This is a genomic window from Companilactobacillus ginsenosidimutans (assembly GCF_001050475.1).
Lineage (GTDB): Bacteria > Bacillota > Bacilli > Lactobacillales > Lactobacillaceae > Companilactobacillus > Companilactobacillus ginsenosidimutans.
In genome coordinates, this window is sequence record NZ_CP012034.1 from 2287166 (window position 1) to 2308861 (window position 21696).

The 21696-nt window shown below is 37.6% G+C and carries 17 protein-coding genes; 16 read left to right on the forward strand and 1 reads right to left on the reverse strand.

Features of this window, described 5'->3' with window-relative positions; all coding sequences use genetic code 11:
• The first annotated feature begins 145 nt into the window (after positions 1-145).
• The 16 genes from ABM34_RS11380 to rlmD all read left to right on the forward strand — a co-directional run bounded on the left by ABM34_RS11380 (position 146) and on the right by rlmD (position 19919).
• Positions 146-1834, forward strand: coding sequence for an aryl-sulfate sulfotransferase (locus ABM34_RS11380; RefSeq protein WP_064505418.1), 1689 nt, complete (start codon positions 146-148; stop codon positions 1832-1834).
• Between the two features lie 112 nt (positions 1835-1946).
• Positions 1947-2342: a D-ribose pyranase gene (gene rbsD / locus ABM34_RS11385; protein ID WP_048705851.1), complete on the forward strand. Its 396-nt coding sequence runs from the start codon at positions 1947-1949 to the stop codon at positions 2340-2342.
• A gap of 29 nt (positions 2343-2371) precedes the next feature.
• On the forward strand, positions 2372-3289 hold the full coding sequence (rbsK, locus tag ABM34_RS11390; RefSeq protein ID WP_048705852.1) for a ribokinase: 918 nt from the start codon (positions 2372-2374) through the stop codon (positions 3287-3289).
• A 286-nt stretch (positions 3290-3575) separates the two neighbouring features.
• On the forward strand, positions 3576-3776 hold the full coding sequence (locus ABM34_RS11395) for a cold-shock protein (RefSeq protein ID WP_048705854.1): 201 nt from the start codon (positions 3576-3578) through the stop codon (positions 3774-3776).
• Positions 3777-4611: 835 nt separating this feature from the next.
• Positions 4612-5250, forward strand: coding sequence for a glycoside hydrolase family 73 protein (locus ABM34_RS11405; RefSeq protein WP_048705857.1), 639 nt, complete (start codon positions 4612-4614; stop codon positions 5248-5250).
• A 52-nt stretch (positions 5251-5302) separates the two neighbouring features.
• Complete coding sequence (locus tag ABM34_RS11410; RefSeq protein ID WP_048705859.1) at positions 5303-5884, forward strand: xanthine phosphoribosyltransferase; 582 nt, start codon at positions 5303-5305, stop codon at positions 5882-5884.
• A gap of 19 nt (positions 5885-5903) precedes the next feature.
• Positions 5904-7034 (forward strand): ATP-grasp domain-containing protein, encoded by a 1131-nt coding sequence (locus tag ABM34_RS11415; protein ID WP_048705861.1) that lies wholly within the window; start codon positions 5904-5906, stop codon positions 7032-7034.
• A 4-nt stretch (positions 7035-7038) separates the two neighbouring features.
• A complete protein-coding gene (gene purB / locus ABM34_RS11420; protein WP_048705862.1) occupies positions 7039-8334 on the forward strand; it encodes an adenylosuccinate lyase in 1296 nt (431 codons plus the stop codon).
• A gap of 556 nt (positions 8335-8890) precedes the next feature.
• Positions 8891-11143: a DNA helicase PcrA gene (gene pcrA, locus ABM34_RS11425; RefSeq protein ID WP_048705863.1), complete on the forward strand. Its 2253-nt coding sequence runs from the start codon at positions 8891-8893 to the stop codon at positions 11141-11143.
• A gap of 11 nt (positions 11144-11154) precedes the next feature.
• Complete coding sequence (ligA, locus tag ABM34_RS11430) at positions 11155-13179, forward strand: NAD-dependent DNA ligase LigA (RefSeq protein WP_048705864.1); 2025 nt, start codon at positions 11155-11157, stop codon at positions 13177-13179.
• 12 nt (positions 13180-13191) lie between these two features.
• Positions 13192-14328 carry a CamS family sex pheromone protein gene (locus ABM34_RS11435; RefSeq protein ID WP_083988315.1) on the forward strand — a complete coding sequence of 379 codons (1137 nt, stop codon included), beginning with the start codon at positions 13192-13194 and terminating at the stop codon, positions 14326-14328.
• Positions 14329-14343: 15 nt separating this feature from the next.
• Positions 14344-14643 carry an Asp-tRNA(Asn)/Glu-tRNA(Gln) amidotransferase subunit GatC gene (gatC, locus tag ABM34_RS11440; protein ID WP_048705865.1) on the forward strand — a complete coding sequence of 100 codons (300 nt, stop codon included), beginning with the start codon at positions 14344-14346 and terminating at the stop codon, positions 14641-14643.
• Positions 14643-16100, forward strand: a complete 1458-nt coding sequence (gatA, locus tag ABM34_RS11445; protein ID WP_048705867.1) for an Asp-tRNA(Asn)/Glu-tRNA(Gln) amidotransferase subunit GatA — start codon at positions 14643-14645, stop codon at positions 16098-16100. The genes gatC and gatA overlap by 1 nt, the downstream gene beginning before the upstream one ends.
• Positions 16100-17527: an Asp-tRNA(Asn)/Glu-tRNA(Gln) amidotransferase subunit GatB gene (gene gatB, locus ABM34_RS11450; protein WP_048705869.1), complete on the forward strand. Its 1428-nt coding sequence runs from the start codon at positions 16100-16102 to the stop codon at positions 17525-17527. Before gatA ends, gatB begins: the two co-directional genes overlap by 1 nt.
• 12 nt (positions 17528-17539) lie before the next feature.
• Positions 17540-18523 carry a diacylglycerol kinase gene (locus ABM34_RS11455; RefSeq protein WP_048705871.1) on the forward strand — a complete coding sequence of 328 codons (984 nt, stop codon included), beginning with the start codon at positions 17540-17542 and terminating at the stop codon, positions 18521-18523.
• Positions 18524-18563: 40 nt separating this feature from the next.
• Complete coding sequence (gene rlmD / locus ABM34_RS11460) at positions 18564-19919, forward strand: 23S rRNA (uracil(1939)-C(5))-methyltransferase RlmD (protein WP_048705873.1); 1356 nt, start codon at positions 18564-18566, stop codon at positions 19917-19919.
• A gap of 166 nt (positions 19920-20085) precedes the next feature.
• Here rlmD and ABM34_RS11465 read toward each other — a convergent pair whose 3' ends face one another.
• Positions 20086-21663: a cation:proton antiporter gene (locus ABM34_RS11465; protein ID WP_048705874.1), complete on the reverse strand. Its 1578-nt coding sequence runs from the start codon at positions 21661-21663 to the stop codon at positions 20086-20088.
• Positions 21664-21696: the final 33 nt, after the last annotated feature.

Consider the following 21696-nt stretch of genomic DNA (forward strand, 5'->3'; position numbering starts at 1 on the left):
TTGCAACGAGATTCTCATAACGTTATATTGAAGTTAACCCAAGGTGTTTTTAGAAAAATATTAAGTCCAGCTGTTTTTAAATGCTAGATATGTTCATCTTTGTTAAGGTTTCAAGCATGGGGGAATTTTAAACACGGAGGAAATAATGTTGAGGAAAAAACTTTCTGTAATGGCATTACTTTTGTGCTCAGTATTTTTACTACTTTCATCTTGCTCGAATAAGGAGGAACAGGATACAAGTAGTACCAAACTGCGGTCCACAGCCCAAATTAAAAAGAATGTCGGTTCAAAAATAGTTACGACTAGGCAAGATGTTCAAAAGAAGACCACTGAAGATTATCAACAAGTAGTTGAGGAAGGTGATTATTCTCTTGATGATCCGTATGTCAAGGTCGATCCCTATGGAACCTCTCCCTTAACCGCATTGGCTATTTTTACAACAGCTCAAGAAGCCAAAGTATCATACACGGTTCAAGGAAAATCATCGGATACTAGTATTACTAATACTGTAAATGGTGATGCGACGATGACCCATCAAGTCCCAATTGTTGGACTCTATGCAAATAAGAATAATGATGTGACGTTGAATATTAGTTATGAAGATGGAACTTCTGATTCAAAAACGATTCACATTAAAACTAATAAGCTTTCTAAATACGTTAAGGGGGCAAAGATTACAGTTTCTAAAAATGATAAATCTCAAATGGATATTGGCGATAATAAATTGACCTTAATTGATCGAACGACGAAAGAGCCCTTCGCAATTGATGCCAATGGGGATGTTCGCTGGTATACAAAAAATTATTCACAACATACATTTGAAGAATTATCCAACGGGCATATCTTGATTTTAACTAAAAAAGACATTAATTCACCGGCCTATAATGACTTGATTGAGACCGACTATTTAGGTCGGGTTTATAAAGAATATAATTTTAAAAATAAGACTAAATCATCCGATAGTGCTAATAACGGAGAAAACGATGAAACCACGTTAATTCACCATGACATTTTGGAGTTGCCAAATCATGACTTGTTGGCAACTGTTAGTGATGGATCTGAATATAAAGAAGATGTTATGGTTCAGATTTCCCACAAAACCGGTAAGGTTGTTAAAGTTATTGATTTGAAGCAACTATTACCAAATTCACTCTATAAACATTTCAAAAAGGGCAGTGATGGGAAAAATGATTGGTTCCACCAAAATTCGCTTGAATATGACACAAATGATGATTCAATTTTAATTTCAGGTCGCAATCAGGATATGATTTTGAAGATTGATTTCGCGACAAATAAAATTATCTGGATATACAGCGGCAAGAAGAAGTCCACTTGGCCTAAGGAGTATCGTGATAAAATTTTGACTCCAACAAAAGGAACGTCAATTACTGGTGGGCAACACGCTTTGACGCGTTTGAGTGATCAAGATGGTAATCCTGACAGTGAGGATATTCTACTTTATGACAACAATCAAAATGTTACGAATGGTGACAAAGATGCGTCGGGTAAGTATTCACAGGCGGTTCAGTACCACATCAATACGAAAAAAATGACCATTGATGAAACTTGGGCTTATGGTAAAAGGATTGGAAAGAAGAACTTCACGTATATTATCGGCAATGCACAGCGGCTTTCTAACGACAACACCTTGATTGATTTTGGATTCAAAAACGATGGTAAGGAAAGCAATATTATTGAAGTCGATAAGAAGGGTAAGGAAGTTTTCAATGTTACTGTCGAAAACTCAGCTTCTAAAGCTTATGCCTATCGAGCTTATCGCATGAGCTTTTATAGTGATGAATATCAATTCAATGTTTTGGATGATTCAAATTAAAAGTTTTACCATTTTAAAAATTGGACCGCACCAATTTACTAAATGATATTTACTAATGAGTTTGCTGATGTTAAAATATTAAATGCAAACGATTTCACAAAGGATGGATATTATGAAAAAAACTAGAGTTATTAATTCTGACATTTCACGAGTAATTTCAACAATGGGACATTTCGATACACTTGGTATTGGTGACGCTGGTATGCCAGTTCCAGCTGGTACTGAAAAAATTGATTTAGCTCTTGAAGCTGGTATTCCAAGTTTCATGCAAGTTTTAGAAAATGTTTTGAGCGAACTTCAAGTTCAAAAAGTTTATCTTGCTGAAGAAATGAAAGTTCAAAATCCAGAACAATTAGCTGCAGTCAAAAAGGTTGTGGGTGACACTCCAATCGAATTTATTCCACATGAAGATATGAAAAAAGACCTTAATGACACTAAGGCATTTATTCGTACAGGTGAAGAAACACCTTATTCAAACATTCTGCTTGAAAGCGGCGTTGTATTTTAAAAAAGTTAATTAGTTGAGGATATTTTTTTATGAAAAAGATTGTAGTATTAGGTTCAATTAATGTTGATACCATTCTAAATATTTCACATTTACCACAACCAGGAGAAACAATGCACATGCAAGATCGTTCAACTGCCGGTGGTGGAAAGGGAGCTAACCAAGCTCTAGCAGCAGTTCGTGCCGGAGCAGACACAGCCTTCATTTCAAAAATTGGTAAAGATCACGCTGCCGATTTCATGATGAAAACTTTCGAAGAAGACGGGTTGAATTTAGATCACGTAACATTTTCTGAGACTGAAGGAACAGGAAAGGCCTACATTTTACTTCAAGATGGTGGACAAAACAGTATTCTTGTTTACGGTGGTGCTAATGCCGACGTTACCGTTGAAGATGTAGATGCAGCAAAGGATGTAATCAAAGACGCTGATTGCATCATCGCGCAATTTGAAGTTCCAATTCCAGCAATTACTGAGGCTTTCAAGATTGCCAAAGAAAATGGAGTTCTAACATTCTTAAACCCTGCTCCAGCACCAAGTCGCAGAGACATTCCTGATGAATTATTAGGCTTAACAGATATTATTGCACCTAATGAGACTGAAGCCGAAATCATTACAGGCGTGCATGTCGACAGTGATGAATCAATGCAAGCAGCTGCCAAAGCTATGCACGACATGGGAATTCAAACAGTATTAATCACCGTAGGATCAAAAGGTTCATTTTATTCATTTGCGTCAGGTAAGACTGGATTTGTTAAGGCATTTAAAGTAAATGCAATTGACACAACAGCAGCCGGAGACACATTCGTAGGTGCTTTAATGGCTAAATTGAATACAGATATGAGCAACATTGAAGAAGCAATGACATATGCCAACAAATCTTCATCAATTACAGTTCAAACAAAAGGTGCTCAAAATTCAATTCCTTACGAAAAACAAGTTGAACTTTAAAATTAATTTGAATCAATCACATATGACTTATTCAAATTGTAATATCAAGCAATTCTCCTTCAAATATATTATTAAAATTTGTAGCATTAAATAATTAAAATTATATGAAAAAACAGGATAAAATTAAATGTTTATCCTGTTTTTTGATTGTAATAAATTTGTAAGAATGTTAGTATAATAGTTGTATTTTTGAATGGGCAATGGGTCGAATGGTTTTAGAAGACTATGCTTCCATAACGTATCACGAAAAAATGCACAAATATTAGTTATCAGGAGGAATAGTCTGATGGAACAAGGAACAGTTAAATGGTTTAACGCCGAAAAAGGCTATGGTTTTATTACACGCGAAGATGGTAGTGATGTATTCGTACATTTCTCAGCCATCCAAGGTGACGGTTACAAGACACTAGAAGAAGGTCAAGCAGTAACATTTGACATCGAAGATAGTGATCGTGGACCACAAGCTTCAAACGTTGTTAAAAACTAATTATAAATAAAATCGGATTAATAGTCCCGTTGAAGAAGTGTAGGCTTTTATAGCTTATGCTTCTTTTTTTGTATTTTTGTAGTGTGGTAATAAAACTGCAGCTTGTAGAGGTTCACTGCCGCCTTTCGGGGGTTGATTATTTTTTCGGGCTGGAACGCTGGCGACGCCATTTGAAGGCTTTTCAAAGCCCGAAAAGTCTCCAAACTGGGTCTTCTACTAAGCCGAGAAAATCACTCGACTAAGTAGAATTTGCCGGCTGAGCCCAAAATAATCAACCCCCGAAAGGCTAGGTCAAAAGCTTAAACTACTTAACGGGTGGGGGTCGTGGAGTGCTGCAGCTCCTGTTGTTCACTTCAGATTATTTGATACTTCGTTTACTGGCCTTTTTTGGTGTGTTCACTCTAATTCTAAAAAATCGAATTCAAAACCAGACATCAAATCAGGAATGAATGTTGAGGAGCTTTTATTTACAATATCTGCAAGTTTCGAAAGTAACTGAATAATACCACTCTCAAAACGAAGGAGAGTGTGTCCCAAAATGCCCATTTTATTCAGCGTTAATAATATTTATGTCAAAGCTAGTTTAGCCTGGAGGTCAGGTTCCGCGGGGGCCCAAGCCGTGGCGTTTTCCTTTGCTTGCCACAGGGCAAGCTTAGGAAAAAACCGAGTTTTGAGATTTTCCCGGGCTTGGAAAAGCTCAAAATCGTGTTCACAGCGACCACGGCCCTCGCGGAACCTGACCGGAAGGCGGAAGTGAACCCTCCACCAAGTAAATATCATTAAAACTAAACTTAAGTTATAATAAACCCTAAACACACAAAAGGAAGAACCTTAGTTGGCCCAAAAACGTAGAACGTCTCATCGTCGTAAACGGCGTAGAAAGAATCAAAACGAGCCTATTTATATCATTATCGCAGTCGTGTTGCTCATCTTAGTTGGATTTTTCGGATATCATAAATATCAACAAAAACAACAAGACAACGCGACTGAACAAGTCCAAGAGGAGAAAAACGCTTTTATCAAGCAGGTCGCTCCGGAAGCTATTAAACTTGGACAACAATATGGCGTATTGCCTAGTATCACTATTGGACAAGCTATTTTGGAAAGTGATTGGGGTAATAGTACTCTCGCAAGTAAATATAATAATTATTTTGGTATTAAAGGTACGAATCCGGATAATACGGTTGTTTTAGAAACGAAGGAATATACTAATGGTCAATGGGTTACGATAAATGGCCGATTCAGGTCTTACACTGATTTTCGTGAATCGATGAAGGATCATGCTTTATTGTTGGTCAATGGTACGACTTGGAATTCTTCGCAATATCAACAAGTAATTAGTTCGAAGGATTACATTGAAGCTGCTGTTTCATTGCAAACGGATGGATACGCGACTGACCCTGGATACACATCAAAAATAATCCATGTTATACAAAAATACGATTTAATGAAATATGATGAAGGAATCAAGTAACCACGCCGTTATTTATGATAAAATTTATATTAAAAATGATGGGAGATAGATTGTGAAGGAATTAGAAGAAAGAATTAACAAAGACGGACGAGTAATCGGCAAAGATGTTTTGAAAGTTGATAGCTTTTTAAATCATCAAATTGATCCTGTTTTAATGGAAAAAATGGGTGAAGAATTTTACAAGCATTTCAAAGATGCTGGTGTTACAAAAATTTTGACAGTTGAATCTTCAGGTATTGCACCTGCTGTTATGACTGGTTTGCAGTTTAATGTGCCGGTTGTCTTTGCTAGAAAGCACAAGTCAGTTACACTTCAAGATGATCTTTTCACATCTGAGGTTTACTCATTTACTAAGAAGACATCCAACCACATTAGTATTTCTAAAAAATATCTTTCTTCAGACGATAATGTTTTAATCATCGATGATTTCTTGGCAAATGGTCAGGCTGTCAACGGGTTGAATGATATTATTAAAGCAGCCGATGCAAGTTTAGCTGGTATCGGTATCGTGATTGAAAAGTCCTTCCAAAAGGGAAGACAATTGATTGATAAAGCCGGAATTCCGGTATATTCTTTAGCACGTATCAAGGCGTTTGAAAACGGCCAAGTTGTCTTTGAACCAGAGAACGAGTAAGCATTAGGAAGGTGGATTTATGACTTTTATTGCACCCGGTAAGACTTTAGGGATTATCGGTAGTGGTAGTGAGACATATCTTTGTGAATTAGAAGCTAAAAGAATGGGCTTTCGTACCATTCTCTTAACTGACAAGCAAGACGACATTGCTACTCAAGCAGCCGATAATTTTCTTGTCGGTGAATTGGAAAATCTTGATAATTTAAACGAATTGGGGCATAGAAGTGACCTTCTGTTATACATGGATGATAACTTTGACAGCCACCTTTTAGAGAGCCTTGGCGAAAAATTTAACGTAGCCCAAGGCTCTAATTTGCTTGCTATATCTCAAGATAGATATATTGAACGAACATTTTTGAATGAATTGAATATCAACGTGCCACCATTTTTCTCAATTGTGACTGTTGATGATATAAAAAAAGCTGTCCAGGAGATTGGTTTTCCATGCATGATTAAACCAATTCAGAAAAATCAAGACTTGTTGAAGCGTCACATTATGTACAACGAAGATGACGTAAAACATGTTCAAGATTTGCTTAAGAATGGGACTTATATTCTTGAAGCATGGATTGATACAAAAGCTGAATATTCGATAATGGTCAGCAAAAGTAAGAATGGAAAAATTCATACTTTCCCAATGATTCATGAGGTGTATGACGGGACTCATTTGATGAGTGCCTACATTTCAAGGAAAAATGACCCAGCAATTGAAGCTGAAATGCAAAGAGTTGCTTTACAGGTGGCTCAAAATATTGACTATGTGGGAATTTTTGGTATAGGATTTATATTGTCCCAGACCGATGTCCTCTATGTTAAAAGCATTTTTCCGGGTATCAATTATGCAGCTAATGTATATCAAGAAGCGACAGGTATTTCACAATTTGAACTCCATATTAGAGCGATTTGTGATTGGCCAATCCCCGAAATTTATCCATTAGTTGATACTGCTATCCTGAAAATTGTTGAAGGAATACTGCCACAAAGTTTGGATCTGTTACAAGAAAAAGCACAATGGAAATTTAACTACTACACTGGTTTCAAAGCGAAGAATGAACCTGCACGAGATGTTGGCTATATCTCTTTAGTCGGAGATAGCGTCGAAAGTCTCAAGCAAGATATTCAATCAACTAAAATTTGGAGAGTAGAGTAAATATATGATTGACAGATATGTGACCCAAAAGATGAAGCCCATTTGGACTGATCAAAACAAATTTCAAGCATGGCTAGAAGTTGAAATAGCTTCCGTTGAAGCCTGGAGTAAGCTTGGTGAGATTCCAGCTGAAGACGTTGAAAAAATTGCTAAGAACGCAAAATTTGACGTTTCTGAGATAGCTGAGATTGAAAAAGATACTAAGCATGATGTAGTTGCCTTTACACGTGACGTTTCAAAGTCACTAGGCGACGAAAAGAAATGGGTTCATTTTGGTTTAACATCAACAGACGTTGTTGATACAGCATATGGCTACTTAATGAAGCAAGCCAATGATATTATCCGCGAAGATTTAGACACTTTCCTTGAAGTAGTAAAGAACAAGGCCCTAGAGTACAAAGATACAGTAATGATAGGTCGTACTCACGGTGTTCACGCTGAACCAACAACATTTGGTTTGGTCCTAGCAAACTGGTATTCAGAAATCAAACGAGACATCGAACGCTTTGATCATGCCGCAAAAGGCGTTGAAGCAGGAAAAATTAGTGGTGCTGTAGGTAGTTTTGCCAACGTACCACCAGAAGTAGAAGCATTCGTTTGTGACAAATTAGGCATCAGAGCTCAAGAAGTATCAACACAAGTACTTCCAAGAGATCTACACGCTGAATACATCACAACAATGGCAATCATCGCTACCTCAGTAGAAAGATTTGCCCTTGAAGTAAGACATATGCAAAGAACCGAAGTTCGTGAAGCCGAGGAATATTTCGCAGCCGGACAAAAAGGTTCATCAGCAATGCCACATAAAAGAAATCCAATCGGTTCAGAAAACGTAACTGGATTAGCAAGAGTAATCAGAGGACACGCACTAACAGCCATGGAAGATATTCCATTATGGCATGAACGTGATATCTCACACAGTTCCGCAGAAAGAATCATAATTCCAGATACAACAGAACTACTAGACTACATCTTGACAAGATTTACAAAGATCACAAAAGATCTAACAGTATTCCCAGACAAGATGAAAGAAAACATGAACATAACACACGGCCTAATCTACTCACAAAGAGTTCTACTAAAACTAGTAGAATCAGGACTAAGTAGAGAAGCAGCCTACGACATAGTACAACCATTAACAGCCAAAGTTTGGGACGAAGGAAAAGACTTCAGAACACTACTAGAAGCCGACAACCGAGTAACAGACAACCTAACAAAAGAACAACTAGACGATGCCTTCGACTATCACTGGCACATCAAACACGTCGACGACATCTTCAGACGAGTAGGTCTAGAATAAATTAAATAAACGCTGTGAATTCAGCAAAAAGAGATATGGTCGAAAACCAAGAGAAAAACAGTTTTCGACCATATTTTTGTTTTTTAAGTGAAGTTTTTGAGTATATATTTTTTTGAGAATTTCACAACTAATGAAGCAACGATAACCATGAAATGGAAATAAAGTAACCAATGTTTATATTCCAAATATTTGGGGTATTCCCGCCGGTACAACGAAGTTAGTGACAAACTGCAAGCGAAGTGAAGCACCAGATGGAGGAATGAAATCGATTTTGGGCTAAATGGCTAAATTTTACTTAGTCGAGCGAACTACTCGACTTAGTAAAAGGGGCAGCTTGAAGACTTTTCGAACTGTGAAAAGGCTCCAAGTGTCCCAGCCATGTTCCAGCCCAAAAAATCGATTTCATTCCGGAATCGGCAGTACTCCACCACCCATTGCAGTTTAAGCCAGTAAACAAACGTTCGTACCAGTATGAATAACCCCAAAAATTTGCTACAATATAAGACGAATGTTTTTTATGAAAATGTTGATTTAACAATGATTTGGAGAGTAATTGATGTCTGAAGAAAGCTTATTAAAAGGATTAAATCCAGAACAACAAGAAGCAGTAAAGGCAACCGAAGGCCCACTACTAATAATGGCCGGTGCCGGAAGTGGTAAAACACGAGTTTTGACACATCGTGTCGCTTATTTAATTAAAGAAAAAAATATTATGCCTTGGCATATTTTGGCAATCACATTTACCAATAAAGCTGCAAAAGAAATGAAAGAACGTATTGGTAATTTATTGCAAGAAGACGGTGCGGATGTTTGGGTCTCAACATTCCACTCCCTTTGTGTACGAATTTTGCGAAGTGACATTGATAAGATTGGTTATTCAAAATCATTTACAATTGCAGATCCTGCTGAAACTCGTACTTTGATGAAGCAAATCGTTGTTAGAATGAATTTGGATCCCAAACGTTATGATCCAAAGGCAATCCTAGGAGAAATTAGCAATGCTAAGAATGATTTGATTGGTCCACGTGAATACGCAAAGACCGCTAAATCACCTTTTGAACAAACAGTTGCTATGGCCTATGACCATTACGATAAAGAAATGGAACGAAATCAATCCATGGATTTTGATGACTTGATCATGAAGACCAATATTTTGTTTGATAAAAATCCAGACGTTTTGGAAAAATATCAAGATAAATTTACTTATATTCACGTCGATGAATACCAGGATACCAATGAAGCTCAATACAAGTTGGTTAAACATCTCGGCGCAAAATATCGTAATGTCTGCGTTGTTGGGGATGCCGACCAGAGTATTTACGGTTGGCGTGGCGCCAATATCAAGAACATTATGGACTTCGAAGATGATTATCCCGAAGCTACTTCAATTAAGCTGGAACAAAATTATCGTTCGACTCAAACAATTCTGAATGCAGCCAATAAGGTAATCAACCACAATGGCAACAGAAAGCCCAAGGAATTGTGGACTGACAATAAAAAGGGTGAAGACATCGATTTGTATCGTGCGCAAAATGAGTCTGATGAAGCACTTTTTGTTATCGAACAAATTAAGAATCTTTTACTTAAAGGATTCAACTACGGTGATTATGCGATTTTGTATCGTACTAACGCACAATCTCGTGTATTCGAAGAGAAACTTATGCAGTCAAACATTCCATACAAGATTGTTGGAGGGCATAAGTTCTACGATCGTAAGGAAATCAAAGATATCTTGGCTTATCTTCGATTGATAGCCAATCCAGATGATTCAATGAGTTTTCAACGAGTGATCAATTCACCAAAACGTGGAATTGGTCCTGGAACAATTGAAAAACTACAAACATTCGCTAACGAACACGATTGGTCATTACTTGAAGCAGCACAAAATGTCGACCTATCGCCAATCGGTGGCAAGCAAAACAAGACCATCGGTGATTTTGCCCAAAAAATTACTGCTCTGGCAAAACAAAGCGAGACGTCATCAATGAATGATTTGATGACTAGTTTGTTAGATGATTCAGGTTACTTGGATGATCTACACAAGCAAAATAATCTTGAATCTGAAACTAGAATTGAGAATATCCAAGAACTTCAAACTGTTACAACACAGTTTGATCAAACTTATGAGCCAGATGAAACTATCGACCAAACAAGACTTTCTGCCTTCTTGACTGATTTGTCACTAACTAGTGATCAAGATGATTTGGAAGAAAATCAAAAAGAAGTTACCTTGATGACATTACATGCTGCCAAAGGTTTGGAATTCCCAGTTGTATTCTTAGTTGGACTGGAAGAAGGGATTTTCCCATCATCACGTTCAATGATGAAAGAAGAAGACATGGAAGAGGAACGTCGATTAGCTTACGTTGGTATCACACGTGCCGAAAAGAGATTGTTCGTAACCAATGCTTACAGTCGTATGTTGTACGGTCGAGTTCAGAGCAATCAAATGTCACGTTTCGTTGATGAAATTGGTGATGAAAACTTGAATCTAGTTAACGCAAATGCTGGAGCAATGCCATTCAAGAAAAAAGATGATGGTGAATTTCCATTTGCGCGTCGTCGCCGTGAATCAGCACTTCATTCAAGTTACAAAGTCTCAACAGCTCATGCTGCAGCTGGCGCACAGGGTGCAGAGAATGTTAGTTGGACTATTGGTGACAAGGTTGACCATAAGAAGTGGGGTCAAGGTACAGTTGTTAAAGTAACTGGTAATGGTAAGAATGCTGAACTTGATGTTGCTTTTGACAATGAAGGAATTAAACGATTATTAGCAGAATTTGCACCAATTAAAAAAGTTACTGATTAAGGAGAGCAATTATGGCTGATGAAAACATTACAAAACAAGCTGCCAACGATGAGCTTGCACAATTGCGTGAAACGCTAAATGAATACCGTGATGCCTATTACACCAAAGATGCGCCATTAGTTGAAGATAGTGAGTATGACAAGCAATATAATCGATTGCTGGATTTGGAACAGCAATTTCCAGACCTTGTAACTGCAGATTCACCATCACAATTAGTTGGTGATTCAGTCAATCCTGAATTCAATAAAGTAACACATGAAATTCCCATGCTCTCAATGGGGGATGTCTTTTCCGAAGATGAATTAGCCGATTGGAGTAATCGAATCGAGAAAAATGTCGGTGAAGAAGTTGATTACAACGTCGAATTAAAAATTGACGGCCTAGCCATTTCGTTAGTATATGAAAATGGAATTTTAGTTCAAGGATCAACACGTGGAAATGGAACAATCGGTGAAAACGTAACTGAGAACCTTAAAACCATCGAATCTATTCCACAAAAATTACCACGTCCGTTAAGCTTTGAGGTCCGTGGCGAATGCTTCATGGATAAACATGAATTTTTACGTTTGAACAACGAGCGTGAAGCTAATGGTGAACAAGTATTTGCAAATCCAAGAAACGCTGCCGCCGGAAGTTTGCGTCAGTTGAATCCAGAAGTTACTGCCCACAGAAAGCTTGATACATTCATGTACACTATCGTTACTTTTGATGATTTGAATGTTGAGACCCAGCATGAGGCTCTGCAAACAATGGAAGAACTTGGATTCCACGTTAATCCAACTGCTAAAGTTACAACCGGACTTGCTGGTGTAAAAGATTACATTGAACATTACGGAGAATTGCGTGATGGACTAGATTATGGAATTGATGGAGTTGTTTTGAAAGTTAATGATTTAGCAACTCAAAGAAGTTTAGGAAATACCGTTAAAGTTCCTCGTTGGGAAATCGCCTATAAGTTCCCACCTGAACAAGCTGAAACTATTGTTCGTGATATTGAATGGACAATTGGTAGAACAGGAGTTTTAACTCCAACTGCTGTGATGGATCCAGTAAGTTTAGCTGGAACAACAGTAGCTCGTGCTACACTACATAACATTGATATGATTAAATCAAAAGATATTCGAGTTGGAGATACTGTTTTGCTGCACAAAGCAGGGGATATTATTCCTGAAGTTTCTCAAGTAGTTTTGAAGAAACGTCCTGCTGATTCTGTACCAGCTGAAATTCCAACCCACTGTCCATATTGTGATTCAGAACTTATTAGACTTGAAGACGAAGTGGCACTTCGTTGTATCAATCCCAAGTGTCCCGCTCAAGTTAAAGAACAACTAACTCATTTTGCCTCAAGAAATGCGATGAATATCGATGGCTTAGGACCAAAGATTATCGAGCAATTGTATACGAAAAAATTGATCGAAGATGTTGCTGATTTATTCAAGTTAACAGCTGATGATCTTTCTGAATTAGATGGTTTCAAAGACAAATCGATTAATAATCTATTAACAGCAATTGATAACTCAAAAGCTAATTCAGTTGAGAGATTATTATTTGGTCTCGGAATTAGACACGTCGGTGCTAAGGCTGCCAGAATCCTCAGTGAAAATTTTGGTGACTTAGACAGTTTGATGTCTGCTTCGAAAGAAGAAATTCTTGAAGTGAACACAATGGGAGAAATAATTGCCGATAGTATTATTACTTATTTTGATAATAATGATGTTCAAAAGTTAATTAATGAATTAAAATCAGTAGGAGTTAACACGAAATTTATTGGTAGTTCCAATAATAATGAAACAAATGAACACTTTACTGATAAAATAATTGTTATAACTGGTACTCTGACGAAATACAAACGTTCAGAATTAACTAGTCTCTTGGAAGATATGGGGTCAAAAGTAACTGGCTCTGTAACTAAAAAGACTGATATTTTAATTGCCGGTGAAAAAGCTGGTAGTAAACTGACAAAGGCTCAACAGTTAGGTACTGAAATAATTGATGAAAACACCTTGTCAGATTTTCTGAATGATACAGAGGAATAAAGGAGAGAACTTTTGAAAAAATTCATAAAAACCACTGCTTTGCTGATGGCATCTATGGTTTTGCTATCTGCGTGTGGGAATTTACAAAACTCTAGTTTATCTTCTGGTGGAAGTGATAGTGGAAAGACTTCTATCCAGACGACTAATTCAAGTGATTCCGGAACTTATGATGTTTTAATGAGTAATGGGAAATACAAAACTAGTCCAATCAGTGGTTTGACTGCTGCGGACAATTCAAATCAATTCAACACTCGTAGTTTTGAGAGTGGCCTTATGAAATTGTCACAAGATCAATATGCAACGAACAACTATGTTTTCCAAGAAGGACAAGTTCTTTCTGCAAGTGTAGTTAATAAGTGGCTTGATCGTAAATCCAAGAAGAACCCAACTGGATTGAATCCGGCTTCAAATGGTTCGACTGATGAAAACAAACGTGCTCCAATGTATTTCCAACAAATGCTTGAAGAAGATTATCTTCAAAAGCAAGATGGTAAATACAAGTTGGCAGGGATGTCAATTGGTATTGCCATGAACGAAGTTGACTACTATCAAAAGAAGCAATACGGTCCAACTTTCCAAACTAAGATTTCTAGAGCTGAACAAAAGGCGCAAGGCGAAAAGGTTGCTGCACAAGTAGTTAAGAGATTGCGTCAAGACAAGAAGGTTGGTAAAGACATGCCAATTACAGTTGGCTTGTACTCAGTCGCAACCCAAGATACTTTGATTGGTGGTAACTACTTTGCTTATTCAGTAAGTAAGAGTGGAGCACTTGGTAATTGGAAGTCATTGGATTACAAGAGTCAAATGCTACCAACAGTTAACAATGAAAAACCAATTAGTAGTAGTGACAATGATGCCTTTTCAAACTTTAAATCACATATCCAAGATTATTTCCCTAATTTGTCTGGTGTAACAGCTCAAGCACATTATGATGGAAAGAGTTTGAAGTCCTTAGATGTCACAATCAATACTCAATTTGATGGTCTTGCTCAAGTTTCGAGTTTTACGCAATTTGTCCAAGATAGTGCTGGTAAGTACTTGCCATCAGGTGCTGATCTTGATATTTCTATTCAAACAGTTGATAATCAACAATCTGTGATTACACGTACTAACGGTAAATTTAATTCTCACGTATACAATGCAGACTAAACAAAGGAGAAACAAATGATTTCAAAAGACGAGATTTTACACGTTGCTGAACTAGCAAATCTAAAGTTTAAAGATGATGAAGTTGATAGCTTCGTTGATCAATTAGATAAAATTGTAAGTATGGCAAGTAACCTTTCAACAGTTGACACTGATGGAATTGAACCAACTTATCACATGGGTGACACAAGTACTGTTTTCCGTGCTGATGAGGGTGTACATACTCAAACTAGAGAGCAAATGCTAGAAAATGTTCCCGAAGTTCAGGATAACTTGATTAAAGTTCCAACAATTGTTGACAAGGAGGACGATGAATAGTGGATTACTTCAACGAAACAATCGATTCATTGCACACAAAACTAGTTAACAAGGACATTACTGCCGAAGAGTTAACTAAGGATACTTTGCAAAAGATTCATGATAAAGAAACTAACTTAAATGCATATGTAACTGTTAATGATGATGCAGTTAAAGACGCTGCTAAAGTTGACGCTGACGGTATTAAAGGTAACTTGTCAGGAATTCCAATCGCTATTAAAGATAATATTTTGACAGAAGGTCTTTTGACCACTGCTTCAAGTAAAATTTTGTCTAACTTCATGCCTGTATACAATGCCACAGTTACTGAAAAGCTTAATGCTGCTGGTGCTATTAATGTTGGTAAAACAAACTTGGATGAATTTGCCATGGGGTCATCAACAGAAACTTCATACTATGGAACTTCTCACAATGCTTGGGATTACACTAAAGTTCCTGGTGGTTCTTCAGGTGGATCTGCAGCTGCAGTTGCTTCAGGTGACGCCATTGCTGCTTTAGGTACAGATACTGGTGGTTCAATCCGTCAACCTGCATCATTTAATGGGATTTTCGGAATCAAACCTACTTATGGTCGTGTTTCTCGTTGGGGAGTTATTGCTTTCGCATCAAGTCTTGACCAAGTTGGTGTTATGTCAAAACGTGTTGAAGATTCTGCTGAGGTTCTTTCAACAATTTCTGGACATGATGTTCATGATTCAACTTCATCTGAAAAAGAAGTTCCTGATTATCGTGCTAACTTGAACAAAGATATGCACGGAGTAAAAATTGCTGTTCCAAAGGAATTCTGGGATGAAGGTACTGATCCTAAAGTTCTTGAACAAATCGATGCTGCATTAGATGTATATAAAAAGTTGGGTGCAACTGTTGAACAAGTTAGTTTACCAACTTTGAAGCATGCGGTTGAAGTTTACTATGTAATTGCATCTTCAGAAGCATCATCAAACTTACAAAGATATGATGGTGTTCGTTATGGATTCCGTGCCAAAGATGTTAAGAACATCAAAGAATTATTCGTTAACTCACGTTCCGAAGGATTCGGTGATGAAGTTAAACGTCGTATCATGCTTGGAACATTTGCTTTATCAGCTGGTGCATATGATGCCTACTTCAAGAAGGCAGCTGAAGTTAGAACAATCTTTATCAATGAATTGTCTGATGTCTTAAGCAAATATAACTTGATTGCAGGACCTGTAACTACAACAACAGCCTTTGGAATCAATGAAAAAATTGATGATCCGGTTGCTATGTACATGAATGATATTTTGACTATTCCTGCTAACCTTGCTGGATTACCTGCAGCTTCAGTTCCTGCTGGACTTGCTGACGGCATGCCAGTTGGTTTGCAATTGATGGCAAATAAATTTGATGAACAATCAATCTTTAATGCCGCATATGCATTACAAGAAGAAAATAAATTTTATGAACAAATTCCAACAGCATTGAAGGGGGAAGACTAATGAATTTTGAAACTACTATCGGTCTAGAAGTCCACGTTGAATTAAAGACTAAATCAAAAATGTTTAGTCCTTCACCAGTAGCATATGGTGCTGAACCTAACAGTAATACTAATGTTATCGACTTTGGTTTTCCTGGTGTACTTCCATCAGTAAATAAAGGTGGATATCGTCTTGGTGTTATGGTTGCTCTTGCATTGAACGCAAGCATTGAACAACACACACACTTTGATCGTAAAAACTACTTCTACCCAGATAACCCAAAGGCTTACCAACTTACACAACACGAACGTCCACTTGGACATGATGGTTGGATTGAAGTTGAAGTCGGTGGCAAGAAGAAGAAAATCGGTGTTGAAGAACTTCACGTTGAAGAAGATGCCGGTAAGAATACTCACGTTGGCGGAAACTCATTCGTTGATTTAAACCGTCAAGGTACACCACTTATTGAAATTGTTTCTAAGGCTGATATGCATTCTCCAGAAGAAGCATATGCATACCTAGAAAAATTACGTCAAATTGTCCAATTTACTGGTGCATCTGACGTTAAGATGGAAGAAGGTTCAATGCGTGTTGATACAAATATTTCAATCACACCAGTTGGATCTGATAAGTTAGGTACAAAAGTCGAATTGAAGAACTTGAACTCGTTTAACTATGTTAAACTTGGTCTTGCTTATGAAGAAAAACGTCAAGCTGCTATTTTGAAGAATGGTGGAACAATTGGTCAAGAAACTCGTCGTTTTGATGAAAAGACTGGCGAAACTTTCTTAATGCGTGTTAAATCCGGTGCTGATGACTACCGTTATTTCCCAGAACCAGATCTACCTGCATTCAATATTGATCCTTCATGGATTAAAGAGATTCAAGATTCATTACCTGAACCTGCTGAAAAACGTCGTGCTAGATATATTAATGAATTAGGAATTCCTGAATATGATGCTGGTGTTTTGACAGATACAAAGGAAATGTCTGACTTCTTTGATGAAACTGTTAAGTATGACGCTAATCCAAAATTAGTTTCCAACTGGTTGATGGGTGAAGTTAATGCTTACTTGAATGAAAAGAAAGTTGGCTTGTTAGAAACAAGTTTGACACCTGAGCATTTGGCTAAGATGATCAACTTGATTTCTGATGGAACAATCTCATCTAAGATTGCCAAAAAAGTTTTCCAAGAAACTATTAGTAACGGTACAGAGCCTGAAGGCTGGGTTAAAGAGAAGGGACTCGTTCAAGAGTCTGATCCAGCTGTATTGACTCCAATGATCGTAGAAATTTTGGATAATAACCAACAATCAATTGATGACTTTAAGAATGGTAAAGATCGTGCTGTCGGTTTCTTAATTGGACAAATTATGAAGCAAACACATGGACAAGCTAACCCTAAAGTTGTTAATAAAATATTGATGCAAGAACTAAATAGCCGTTAATGAGGTGTACGTATGCGTGCTAGATTGATTTACAATCCCACATCTGGTCATGAATCATTGCCAAATAATGTGGGTGACATTTTAAATGTGCTGGAGCAAGCTGGTTATGAGGCAAGTGCCTATAGAACCACTGCTAAAAAAAGATCAGCACTAAAAGAGGCAAGACGAGTAGCTCAAGAGGGATTTGACTTAGTCGTTGCTGCCGGTGGTGATGGAACTATTAACGAAGTTGTTAATGGTATTGCAGATTTGGACAAGCGTCCAGAAATGGCCATCATTCCTGCAGGAACAACAAATGATTATGCTCGTGCATTAAAGATTCCACGTGATGATGTGGTTGAAGCTGCTAAAGTCGTTTTGAAAAAACAAAAGCTTGATGTGGATATTGGTCAAGCCGGAGATAATTATTTTATTAATATTGCCGGTGGTGGCTCAATGACTGAACTTACTTATGAAGTTCCTTCAGCATACAAGTCTATTTTGGGATACCTTGCTTATCTAGTTAAGGGTGCTGAAATGTTGCCTCGGATTAGCCCAATCGACATGCATATTGAATATGATGATGGCGTTTTTGACGGTAAAGCTACCATGTTCCTAATTGGTTTAACCAACTCAATTGGTGGAATGGAACAAATTGCTCCAAACTCAGTAATTGGTGATGGAACATTCTCGTTGATTATCGTTAAGGAAACTAACTTACGAGATTTAGTTCATTTAATTACCTTAGTGTTAAACGGTGGACGTCATGTGGACAATCCTAAAATCATTTATACTAAGACAAAAGAAATTACTGTTAAAGCTAATGATGACAACCGTATCATGATTAATTTAGATGGTGAATACGGTGGGGATGCACCGATGGTGTTCAAGAATTTGCATAATCATGTTAGAATGTATGCGAATGTCGATTCTATTCCACTCAAGTCACTTGATAGTACTCAAGAAGAAAAAGACGTCGGTGAAAAAATAATAGAAGAAGAAAAGAAACTAGATTAACAGTCCGATGGACTGTTTTTTCTATGTTAGAGGAGAATTTATGGACAAACCTAATATCAAAAAAAATGATAAGTTAGAATTAACAATCAGCGACCTTTCATATGAAGGAAAGGGTGTTGCAAAGGTTGATGACTTCACACTTTTCGTTGATAACGCTTTGCCAGATGAAACTGTCAACGCTGTGGTTACTAAAGTTGGAAAGAGTTATGGTTTCGCCAAAGCTCTAGACATCATCAAGAAATCACCTTACCGTGTTGAAGACATCGATAATGTTTATGTTAGAACAGGTATCGCACCATTAAGTCACTTGGCTTATTCACAACAATTACTTTTCAAACAAAACCAAATTGCTACTGGTTTTTCAAAAGCTCATTTGGATGTAAAAGTTAACGAAACACTCGGTATGGAAGATCCATTCCACTATCGAAACAAGGCTCAAGTTCCGGTTCGCCAAATTGACGGCAAACTTACAACCGGATTTTATCGTCGTCACTCACACGAGTTGATTCCGATGGAAGATTTCTTGATTCAAGATCCTAAGATTGATGCTGAGATTTTGCGTGTACGTGATATTTTATGTAAGTACAAAGTTAAGGGCTATGATGAAGAAAATCATAAGGGCCAAATCAGAACTATCATGGTTAGACGTGCTTATTACACCGGTGAAATCATGATTGTCTTGGTATCTCGTGTCCGTGACATTTCTCATTACAAAGACATCACTAGAGAAATTTTGGCAAATCCTGACGTTAAATCAGTTTTCTTAAACATTAATGAAAAACAGACTAATGTTATCTTGGGTAAACAAATGATGTTACTAGGTGGTTCAAAGTATATCGATGATACACTTCTTGGACATACATACAGGATTTCACCACGTTCGTTCTACCAAGTTAACCCAACTCAAACTCAAAGATTGTATCAATTAGCAATCGATAAGGCTGATTTGAAGGGTAACGAGACCGTTGTTGATGCTTATTCAGGTATTGGAACAATTGGACTTTCATTGGCAGATAAAGCTAAAAAAGTTACTGGTATTGAAGTTATTGAGGATGCAGTTAAAGATGCTCAACAAAACGCTGAGATCAATGGCATTAAAAACACAGACTTCATCGTTGGTAAAACTGAATTTGTCTTGAATGATTGGGCAAAAGATAAACGCAAAGTTGATGTGTTGATGGTCGATCCTCCTCGTAAAGGATTGGCAGCATCATTGATCGATAGTATTAATAACATCAAACCAAGACGTATCGTCTACATCAGTTGTAATCCAGCCACATTAACACGTGACCTGAAAGCACTAAGCGATAAATACGATATTACAGATACAACACCAGTTGACATGTTCCCAATGACAAATCACATTGAGTCAGTCACACAGCTTAATTTAAAGTAAATCAGAGTGGAACAAAAGGTGTTCTGCCACCGAGCATAGCCTAGGAGCGCGAATGAATGACACTGTCAATCGTTTGTGTTCCGTAGCTAAGCGGAGGTTGCAGTCTGTTGTTGCAAGTTTAGTAAATTAAAAGGACAATCGCCAATTTAGGTGATTGTCCTTTTTGCTAATCATTATCGCTAACGGCCATTGATTCAGAAACCAATACCTCACTGTAAACTTCATAAATGTGTTTGGAATCTTCCAAAGCAACACCATCAAGCTGGTCGTAAAGGAAATTCCGTTCTTCTTCAAAAGCACTCATTAAAATTTGACGCTCTTCAACGGCTTGGAATCCGGTGAAAATATAACGTTTATTATTGATTCCCCACCATTGAGAAAGAAAATCCTTAATTGTAGTTTGCTGAATTTGGTCGTTCAAGTCGAAAATCACACTTTCCTTAACAGCAGGAGAGATTTGTAAGCTTTCCACATAGGCAATTCCAACTCGAACCATTTCCTCACGAATTTTTCGCGACTTCATACGAATATCATCCTCATCGAGCTCAGGATCAAGGAAGAATTTGAAGGCAATTGTTGGCACCACCATGCTCAGGATAATTACAACAGTCTCAACTAGCAGAATCAGGTCAAATATGTGACCTGTGAAGCCTTGACCCACCAAGGAGAAAGCCAATGCCAGCGTAACTGCACCATGGACGCCTCCGAGTGTAAAGGTGATAGACTCCATTTGAGAGTTCTGGGCAATAAGTTTTGCATATAAATATCGAATTGCCAAACTTAATACGTACAAAATAATACCGATGTAGAGCCAAGATAAATCAGCTGCTAAATCATGTTTGTGTTCGACAACAATTCGTGAAATCGATAGTCCTAATATTACAAATACTGAGCTATTCAACAAGTCACCAATGAAATCAGTAGCGGTGTTGAAGAAACTTTGAAAACGTGGAGTTGAAAAACGTGTCCGACTGACTTCACCGTTGAAGACTAAACCTGCAGTGACTACGGCAATAATCCCCGATAGTTCAAGCTTTTCAGCCATTAAGTAAATCAAAATAGGAGTGGCGAAGTAAATTACTATGTTGGAATAATTGACATTCCATCGGCTCCGCATGATTTTTTGACGAAGTACCATGATGATGAATGCGACGGCCATGCCTAATGCAACGCCACCAACTGCTGAGATCAGGAATGCTCTAATGTTCTGGGCGTATGAAAGATGTCCTGTTTTGTACCATAGGACCGCCGCTTGTAGCAAGATGATACCTGAAGCATCGTTAAAAAGAGATTCCATTTTCAAAACGATTTCAGTTCTCTTTGGTAATTTTCTGCCTTCACGGACGGTGTCCAACGCAGTGGCATCAGTTGGAGTGCTAATCGAGATTAGTATTAAGGCAAGTGGCAACGTTAAAGAAAACATCGAAGTTACGGTGAACAAACTTACTACTGCTGAAATCAATGCTAACAATATTGCCGTTCCAAGAATGTCCTTGAATTGTCTTCTGACCATAATACTTCTAGTCTTTTGACCATCCAAGAAAAGTAGTGGGGCGATTATAAATACCATGAAAGTCTCGGAATCGAATTGGACGATCAATGAGTTCGCAACTGGTATGCAGGCAATGATGATTCCCAACAACAAATTAATATAGGTTTTTGGGATAACTTTAATAAATTTGGCAACTAAATTTGCGATTGCGACGGTGATAAACACTGCCACTGATGAGATATAAATGTTCATAAATTTTCCCCCTCAGGAAAATAAAAGATACAG

What these genes read in the sequence shown, in the direction of transcription:
- rbsD (WP_048705851.1), top strand. Translation starts at nt 1,947, where the DNA reads ATGAAAAAAACTAGAGTTATTAATTCTGACATTTCACGAGTAATTTCA.
- pcrA (WP_048705863.1), top strand. Translation starts at nt 8,891, where the DNA reads ATGTCTGAAGAAAGCTTATTAAAAGGATTAAATCCAGAACAACAAGAA.
- ABM34_RS11415 (WP_048705861.1), top strand. Translation starts at nt 5,904, where the DNA reads ATGACTTTTATTGCACCCGGTAAGACTTTAGGGATTATCGGTAGTGGT.
- gatB (WP_048705869.1), top strand. Translation starts at nt 16,100, where the DNA reads ATGAATTTTGAAACTACTATCGGTCTAGAAGTCCACGTTGAATTAAAG.
- purB (WP_048705862.1), top strand. Translation starts at nt 7,039, where the DNA reads ATGATTGACAGATATGTGACCCAAAAGATGAAGCCCATTTGGACTGAT.
- ligA (WP_048705864.1), top strand. Translation starts at nt 11,155, where the DNA reads ATGGCTGATGAAAACATTACAAAACAAGCTGCCAACGATGAGCTTGCA.
- ABM34_RS11395 (WP_048705854.1), top strand. Translation starts at nt 3,576, where the DNA reads ATGGAACAAGGAACAGTTAAATGGTTTAACGCCGAAAAAGGCTATGGT.
- ABM34_RS11380 (WP_064505418.1), top strand. Translation starts at nt 146, where the DNA reads ATGTTGAGGAAAAAACTTTCTGTAATGGCATTACTTTTGTGCTCAGTA.
- ABM34_RS11455 (WP_048705871.1), top strand. Translation starts at nt 17,540, where the DNA reads ATGCGTGCTAGATTGATTTACAATCCCACATCTGGTCATGAATCATTG.
- rbsK (WP_048705852.1), top strand. Translation starts at nt 2,372, where the DNA reads ATGAAAAAGATTGTAGTATTAGGTTCAATTAATGTTGATACCATTCTA.
- rlmD (WP_048705873.1), top strand. Translation starts at nt 18,564, where the DNA reads ATGGACAAACCTAATATCAAAAAAAATGATAAGTTAGAATTAACAATC.
- ABM34_RS11465 (WP_048705874.1), bottom strand. Translation starts at nt 21,663, where the DNA reads ATGAACATTTATATCTCATCAGTGGCAGTGTTTATCACCGTCGCAATC.
- gatC (WP_048705865.1), top strand. Translation starts at nt 14,344, where the DNA reads ATGATTTCAAAAGACGAGATTTTACACGTTGCTGAACTAGCAAATCTA.